This window comes from Thermococcus sp. 101 C5, assembly GCF_009372125.1.
Taxonomy (GTDB): domain Archaea; phylum Methanobacteriota_B; class Thermococci; order Thermococcales; family Thermococcaceae; genus Thermococcus_A; species Thermococcus_A bergensis.
The window spans coordinates 1-7898 of the sequence record NZ_WHIZ01000074.1; the positions used below are offsets into that span (position 1 = coordinate 1).

The window sequence follows — 7898 nt, forward strand, 5'->3', positions numbered from 1 at the left end:
GGTAGGTTGTAGTATTGTTTAAAGAGGAGTATTGCCAGTATTGTTTTTACTGGAAATTTTTTGGATTTTGGCAGGTTCTTCAGCTTTCCTTCTGATTCGAAGTCTGCTAAAACGTCAAGAATTGCGAATGCCACGCTTTCAGGGTCTTTGAGTCTGTGATCCCATCTGGGGATCACGACAACCACCTGAAAGAATTCAGCAAAAACCCTAATAAAGGTTACTATAAACACGCCCTGGTGAGGCGGAAAATTTATAAGCACAACCCAAGGAGATATGAGTGATCGCTCGGGCGGGCCCGTGGTCTAGACTGGTTATGACGTCGCCCTCACACGGCGAAGGTCCGGGGTTCGAATCCCCGCGGGCCCACCATAACAGCCCTTACCTGCGTAAGCGCTGGCGGAATGTTGAGTGCTTTTCTAAGGATTTACAATAAATGAACGGGGTTTCTTGTTTACATGCTCTTTTATGAGAGTTTCACTCGAGAAAGCGTCCTGTAGACGCTAAAATTGGATTGAAACCTGATTGAAAGTGCGTATTTAGGAAGTAAACCCCTCCAAAAGTGCTTTTGAGTAGTGCACAACTGGTTTTTGCCTGTTATTAAGAAGGGAGCTCTTTTGGTCAAACTTTTTCCAAAAGTTTGCTTACCTGCTTGCCTGCGCGAAGTTTGATCAAAGCTTGTCTTCTCGAAATCGCTATTCTGGGAAGTTTTCGGTTTGTTTCAAAAGTTCGTGAGACAGTTTAGCTTCGGTTATAACTTATAACTAAGAAGTTATAACTCATAACTGGAAATCGGGAACTATAAGAGGACAACCTCTAATAAAGGATACTGTAACTGCAAAAGAATCTTCCGGGAATAGTTCATACCCAAAAACATTATAACTTCTTTCAGGTTATTCTCTAGTGGTTAAGATCATTATCTACAGTCCGGTGTTGAAGATGGAATACGTCATAGAAACCAAAGACCTCACGAAGTTTTTCGGAAAGAGAAACATAGTTTATCATCTCGACCTTAAAGTCCCTAAAGGGGTTGTCTATGGCTTTTTGGGGCCGAACGGTGCCGGTAAGACCACAACAATCAAAATGCTCACGGCAGCTTTGAGGCCTACCTATGGAGAGATTAGAATATTTGGCATGGAGATGCCCCAGAAGAGAGTTGAAATAATGAAAAACGTTGGCTATATGCCCGAGGTTCCGATAGCCTATGAAGACATGACGATTTTTGACTTTCTGACTTATATGGGCAGGCTCTCCGGCTTAAAAAAGGAGGAAGCGAGAGAGCAGGCGAAGGAGCTCATGAAGTACGTTGGCGTTGGAAGGTTAGCACTGAACAAGATAAAGGAGCTCTCCTCGGGACAGAAACAGAGGGTTGCTTTTGCTTCGGCTCTAATCGGTGACCCGGAGCTTCTAATCCTTGATGAGCCCACCGCAAACCTTGACCCCCTCGGGAGAATAGAATTCATAGGAAAAATTCTCTCCCTTGCTAAAGAGGGGAAGACTATTTTCGTGAGCTCGCACATAGTGAGCGAAGTTGAGAAGATGTGCAACTACGTGGGCTTAATTAACCAGGGGCGTTTGATAGCCCAGGGGAAGATAAGCGAGCTTACTGAGATAGAGGAGAACGATTACGATGTTTCTACCTCAGACAACAGGGCGGCAATTGAGTTCCTAAGAGAAAAGCCATACGTTAGGGAAGTGTGGGAGGAGGAAAATATAATCAGAGTTAAAGTAGACCCGAGGTTTCTTGACGAGTTTTTCCTGCAGTTTCCGAAGTATCTTACCTCTCGGGGCATTCGCCTAAAGCTCTTCAAGCCCCACACAAGCCCGCTTGAGAGAATCCTCATGGAAAAGTTCAGCATAGGTGAGGAAAGTGATTAGCGTTCTGTACCAAAACGAGGTCTACAGGCTTTTGAAGTCGAGACGGCTTAAGGTGATGCTTGTCCTAATGCTCCTTCCAGTAATAGTTTACTTTTTCACCCATGAAGAGATAACTGAATACAGCGCAAAAGCCCTGGAGATTTCATTCCAGATAAACATTTCTCAGTTTTTAATAAACTTCTGGGCAAGTGTGATCGGGCAACTCGTCGTTATAATCGTCATGAGTGATTTGCTCGCGAGTGAGATTGACAAAGGCACAATAAGACTTCTCCTCGCGAAACCGATAAGAAAAAGCGAGATAGTCCTAGGCAAGTTTCTTTCCGGAATTACTGCCGTGCTCGTTATTTTTGGTATTCCATACTTTGTGATGCAGGTTTACATGGTTCTCCTCTACAAGTCCGGCTTCGAAGGGTTTATGGCGACTTTCGACGACTTCCTGTTCGCCCTTGGGGTTACGGTCATCATCCTCGGAAGCCTTGGGGCAGTTTCGATGCTCCTCTCGGTTGTCCTTTCGAGACCCCTTTATGCATCTCTCGCAAGCTTTGGATTGGTTTTTACTGCTCAATTCGTACTCCCACAGCTGCCCTTCTTTGACAATCCAGAGCGCTTTAACCTGAGCTATCAGATAGGGGTTTTACTAAAGAGGGGCTTTACGCTTCACACCGGACTGGACACCTATAAGGGAGACCCATCCATGAGTGCTCTGTTTTTCCTCAGCGTTATCCTGTTGAGCCTCATATTTACGCTTTTGGGACTGTACAGAAAGGAGTTTGAGGGATGAGCCATGAAGAAAATTTTACCGTTTTTCATACTTCTCCTCTTTGTCGGGAACGCTCTTGCCCTATCTGTCGAGCTTGGGATAGATGAGGTTTTGATAGTTGATGACACCATCGTAACCTTTGATGTAGCTCAAAACAATCCGAATCTGGTTTTTCTATTGTTAGAGAGTGAAAACACGAGCCTAATCAAAGGGCTGCACTTCGGCGAGAGTGTTTTCTTTGAAGGGGTAAACTACACCGTTGGAAGCCTTGATATGAATACACTTACCCTTAAGCTCCATCTAAGCGGCAACTACTCCGGCGTTGAGGTTCTAAAAAAGAGGGACTTCAGTGTATCCCTCGTGGAGACCTTTGATGCCTATGTAAGGGTAAAGGTGGAGAACACAGGGTATTATGAGATCAACGACACCCTGGTGATTCTTGCTCAGGGAGTGGAGATAGAGGAGCGGCCTATTGTCCTTAAGCCCGGGGAAGGCCTGACTTTGAAGGTTTCTCCCCCCTATACTCAGCTAACCTTCATGCTGAAGGAGGCCAAGCTATCAAAAACCATAACTGTCACTTCTACTGAAGAACTTGTAACGATTGAGCGCATCTGGAAGGATGAAAAGCTTCATGTCCTTCTGAGAAACCATGGGGACCCCGTTAACGTCACCATTAAGCTCCTGGTTAGCGGGATGACTCTCGAGAGGAGAAAGGTCTTCCTCAGCTCAAAGGGAGAGCGGGAAGTAGTCTTTGAGACCGACGCTGTTCAGGGCACGGTTCTTGTTGACTATGGCGTAATAAAGCAGGAGAGCTTCTACTTCGAAATGCCAAGGATATCTCTTACGAGGATTGAGAAGGAAAAGGACATGTTGAAGATATGGCTGAGAAACGACGGAAAGACAGCGTTTTCGGGAAGGGTGTCTATTTACCAGAACTCTGTCATTGTGGGGGAGCCCTATTTTGCCGACGTCACGATAATACCCGACGAAGAGGTTTCTCTTGAGTTTAAAGTTCCGGAAGAAGCGCAGATTTTAACCGTTGGAGTTATGTCACCTTCTTACTCCGCAACTTTTCCCATCTCATTAAGGGCAGAGCTGAGCGCGAAAGCTGTTAACTCTTACGCAAAGGGCATACTTGGGAGAAGCGTGAGCTATGTGATAAGCCTCACCGGCAGTGGGAAGGCAAGCTTTGGCGTTGAGGGGTTGCCGGACCCTATAAAGGCCTACTTCTACTATGGGGACACTCAGGTTAAGGAGCTCGATGTTACTCAAAATGCCCAGGTAACGCTAGTTTTAAAGCTTCCAAGCCTACCGCAGGGTTTCATGCTCAATAAGCCCATCAACTTCAGCGTGACAGTTAACGACATCGAGATTCCCTTAAAGCTGGAAGTCAGCGGGATAGGAATACTCCCGGTCTATGGTGACAACTGGCTTGCCAAGGTCAACTATACGAGCGAGCACCACCATGTAGGGTTGCCTTATAGGGTGATGGGGAACGAGATAACACCTCCTTTTGTCTTTGAGCCGTGGGAAGGAGAAAAGATTGCCATCCTCTACGGGAGGTACATACGGCAGGGCAAAGACCTTAGGCTCCACATCTTGGACCTCTCGGGAAAGATCATAGCATCCTCGACGCAAGAGAGGGGAAGAAGTGACTACATAGTGTTCAATGAGAGCGAGTTTATGATAATGGTTGAAGGAGAAGGCTACTTCGAGGGAGTTCTGCTGGTGTCTGATTATCTCAACGAGCTGAGGAACGTTACTTTTGAGCTTAAAAAGAGGGAATTTGGCGAAGGGATGAGGGTGTTCATAATAAATGCAACCCCTCTAAGGGGTCAAAAGCTGAAATTTTCCCTTTCCTCAGATAGGGATGTAGAGTTAAGGGTGTACTACTTTACCCTAAACAACGAAAAGGAAAACTTCGACCCACTGTCAACGAACTTCAAGGGGGCCTTCAAGGGAAGGGGGAAAGTCCTCGAAGGAGAACTCGGCGTAAGGAGCTACGAGGACTTCATAGCGGTGGCAATAATTGGAGAAGGGAACATCACCCTAAACTTTGAAAAAGCGAGCGGAGGAGCAGAAGTTAGCGAATTGAAGTCAAGAGAGGCATACCTTATAATTGGGGCACTTGTGATACTCCTTGCTGTTGTAGTATATTTAGAAAAGAAAATAGGATAGATCAGAAGATAAGTGGAGCCCTGTATTCACCCCAAACTTCCCTTAGGACGTCAGTGACTTCGCCGAGGGTTGCCAAGTGCTTGTGTGCCTCAATGATGTAGGGCATTAAGTTCTCATCCTCACTCTCTGCAGCCTTTCTGAGTTTGTCTAGGGCCTCTTCAACCTTCTTGTTGTCTCTTGTGCTCCTTAGCTTCTTCAGTCTTTCTATTTGCTTATCCCTAATGCTTGGGTCTACCTTGAGGATTTCGACCTCTACTGGCTCGTCAACGACAAACTCGTTTACTCCGACTATAATGCGCTTTTTCTCCTCAATCTCCTTCTGGTACTTGTAAGCTGAATCTGCAATCTCCTTCTGGATGTAGCCCCTCTCAATGGCCTTCATCATGCCTCCCATAGCTTCGATCTTTTCGATGTACTTCATGGCCTCTTCCTCTATGTGGTCGGTGAGCCACTCAATGTAATAGCTTCCTCCGAGGGGATCTATTGTATCAACGACGCCGCTCTCGTAAGCTATGATCTGCTGTGTCCTCAAGGCTATTCTAACGCTCTTCTCGGTTGGAAGGCTTAAAGCCTCGTCGTATGAGTTGGTGTGCAGGGATTGGGTTCCTCCAAGAACTGCTGCAAGGGCTTGGATAGCAACTCTTACTATGTTGTTTTCGGGCTGCTGGGCAGTCAAAGTTGAACCTGCTGTTTGGGTGTGGAATCTTAGAAGCATTGACCTTGGATTCTTTGCACCAAATTTCTCTTTCATAATCTTCGCCCAAAGCCTTCTTGCGGCCCTGAATTTGGCTATCTCCTCAAGGAAGTTGTTGTGTGCGTTGAAGAAGAAGCTCAATCTCGGAGCGAACTTGTCAACGTCCATGCCCCTTTCTATGACAGCCTTAACATACTCGATACCGTCCGCCAGTGTAAAGGCAACCTCCTGCACAGCATTTGCTCCGGCTTCTCTGATGTGGTAACCGCTTATGCTTATCGGATTCCACTTTGGAACGTTTTCAGCACAGTACATTATAATGTCTGTTGTCAATCTCATGGAGGGCTTTGGTGGGAAGATGTAGGTACCCCTGGCTATGTACTCCTTAAGGATATCGTTCTGGACTGTACCCCTGAGCTTTTCCGGTGGAACCCCTTGTTTTTGAGCAACGAGGATGTACATGGCCAGAAGATTGGCGGCTGTGGCGTTAATTGTCATTGATGTGGAAACCTTATCGAGGGGAATTCCATCAAAGAGGATCTCCATGTCCCAGAGAGAATCGATTGCGACACCTACTTTTCCAACTTCTCCCTCAGCCATTGGGTGATCGGAATCATAACCGAGCTGGGTTGGCAGGTCAAAAGCCACGCTCAAACCGGTCTGCCCTTGCTCGAGAAGGTATTTGTAACGTTTGTTTGATTCTTCAGCAGTTGCATACCCGGCGTATTGTCTCATTGTCCAGAGTCTTCCTCTATACATTGTGGCGTAAACTCCTCTGGTGAATGGGTACTGGCCGGGGAAGCTTAACTTTTCCAAATAATCCCAGTTTTCAAGGTCTGCAGGAGTATAAACCCTCTTGATTTCAAAACCGTCATCTGTCATGAACTTCTCCTTTCTTTCGGGGGCTTTTTGGATGAATGGTTTTACGGTCTTTTCTTCCCATTCCTGCTCGGCCTTCTTAATCTCCTCAATCTTTTTTTTATCGAAGGTCATTAGTACCACCATAGGAGGATACGTTTTAAGCCTATAAAAATCTTTTACATACTCAAAGGTTTAGCTTTCCATTGGACATTTTATCCAGCCATTCAAAAAATAGAAAAGAGGCTCACTCCTTCCACTTGGGGTTGTCCTTGACGACAACCTTCCCGTTCTCTTCAACCACTATCTTAGAAAAGCCCTTTTCGGCGATTGTGCCATAATCGTGACCCGCATCTGCCGGGTATAGCGCGAGGAAGATAAACGGTTCATCACCGGTATTTACAGTCCTGTGGGCCCAGTATGGGGGAACGTAGGCTATTGTTCCGGGTTCCATTTCAATGAACCTTGCTTCTCCTTCAGGCGTTTGAAGCAGCATGCCCCCTTTACCCTTGAGGGCAAAGTAAACCTCTGCCCTGTCTATTTTTGCGTGGTAGTGACCTTTAGTCATGAAGAACTCATTTCCAACTTTGCCCGGGTAGAGAACAGTAGTTGCGAAGTTGAGGTCACCTTCCTTCTCTTCCTGCTCTATTGCGTAGACCTCGTAAACCACTGGGTCTCCTTCTTCGACCATTTTCTTCCAGGCTTCTTTGTCGACAAAGTAGCCTTTCAGGTCGCTTAGCCTCCTAACGCTTTTCTTCGCGTTCTCAATTGCCCCGGTCTCAAAATCAAGTTTAACACCAAATGGCTCTTTATACTTCATACCTTCACCCCGTTAGATGGTTGGGCTTAGTGTATTTTAACCTTTCCCTCTTGTATCACCAAGAGTGAAAACTAAACGATGGACTGGAGGAGGAAAGCAATTCCTATGGCTACTGCCCAGTAACCGGGATTCCACCTCAAGACCTTATACCCATCCAAAGGCGGAATTGGTAGAAGGTTAAAGAATGCCAGCCGGAAGTTTATGAGGGCAGTGTAGTATAGAGATGCCCAGAGGATATAGGACACCTTTACAAAGCTCAGCAGGACGAGTGCAATAATCCGTTCTGCCTACCCGTAAAGTGTGTGTAAAGTGTTAATTTCATAACGGGTAGGCTTCCAGCCTCCCGTCTTCATTGGCTGGCTTTCGGGGGGAACGGAGACTCCCCACATCTTCAAGGCTTTCAAACGAATATTCCAACTCCCAACAACATCCCTATCAGCCTCAAAACCACACTCGCATTTTAAAACCCTATACCCATTCGGGCTTAACTTTCCCCCACATATCGGGCACAGGGATGAAGTGCGAGCAGGATTAACAAAAACCACACTCACACCCTTCAACTTGGCTTTATACTCAATAATGGATTGAAGCTTCCTAAAACTCCACCTGTGCAAGCGACCGTTCATTTCAGCCGAATACCTTATTGTGTTCCTGATTTCCGTTAAGTCTTCAAGAGCAATACCACCATACTTTTCCGCCAGTTCAACAATCTT

The 7898-nt window shown here is 46.2% G+C and carries 8 protein-coding genes and 1 tRNA gene; 4 read left to right on the plus strand and 5 right to left on the minus strand.

Going from position 1 to position 7898, the window contains the following annotated elements:
* The coding region (locus GBV73_RS09685) for a hypothetical protein (RefSeq protein ID WP_152881022.1) at positions 1–230 on the minus strand (230 nt) is incomplete at its 3' end.
* A gap of 61 nt (positions 231–291) precedes the next feature.
* Here GBV73_RS09685 and GBV73_RS09690 point away from each other — a divergent pair.
* The 4 genes from GBV73_RS09690 (at position 292) to GBV73_RS09705 (ending at position 4813) form a co-directional block, all read left to right on the plus strand.
* Positions 292–369 (plus strand) — tRNA-Val (locus GBV73_RS09690).
* Between the two features lie 567 nt (positions 370–936).
* Positions 937–1875, plus strand: coding sequence for an ABC transporter ATP-binding protein (locus tag GBV73_RS09695; protein ID WP_152881034.1), 939 nt, complete (start codon positions 937–939; stop codon positions 1873–1875).
* Complete coding sequence (locus GBV73_RS09700; RefSeq protein WP_371717087.1) at positions 1868–2656, plus strand: ABC transporter permease; 789 nt, start codon at positions 1868–1870, stop codon at positions 2654–2656. Before GBV73_RS09695 ends, GBV73_RS09700 begins: the two co-directional genes overlap by 8 nt.
* A gap of 3 nt (positions 2657–2659) precedes the next feature.
* A complete protein-coding gene (locus GBV73_RS09705; protein ID WP_152881024.1) occupies positions 2660–4813 on the plus strand; it encodes a hypothetical protein in 2154 nt (717 codons plus the stop codon).
* 1 nt (position 4814) lies between these two features.
* Here GBV73_RS09705 and GBV73_RS09710 read toward each other — a convergent pair whose 3' ends face one another.
* From GBV73_RS09710 to GBV73_RS09725, 4 genes are all read right to left on the minus strand, one after another.
* Positions 4815–6500 carry a methylmalonyl-CoA mutase gene (locus GBV73_RS09710; protein ID WP_152881026.1) on the minus strand — a complete coding sequence of 562 codons (1686 nt, stop codon included), beginning with the start codon at positions 6498–6500 and terminating at the stop codon, positions 4815–4817.
* A 112-nt stretch (positions 6501–6612) separates the two neighbouring features.
* Positions 6613–7185, minus strand: coding sequence for a glucose-6-phosphate isomerase (gene pgiA / locus GBV73_RS09715; RefSeq protein ID WP_152881028.1), 573 nt, complete (start codon positions 7183–7185; stop codon positions 6613–6615).
* 71 nt (positions 7186–7256) lie between these two features.
* Complete coding sequence (locus tag GBV73_RS09720) at positions 7257–7430, minus strand: site-2 protease family protein (protein ID WP_371717088.1); 174 nt, start codon at positions 7428–7430, stop codon at positions 7257–7259.
* Positions 7431–7472: 42 nt separating this feature from the next.
* Positions 7473–7898: zinc ribbon domain-containing protein (locus GBV73_RS09725; RefSeq protein WP_152881030.1), on the minus strand; the 426-nt coding region annotated here is incomplete at its 5' end.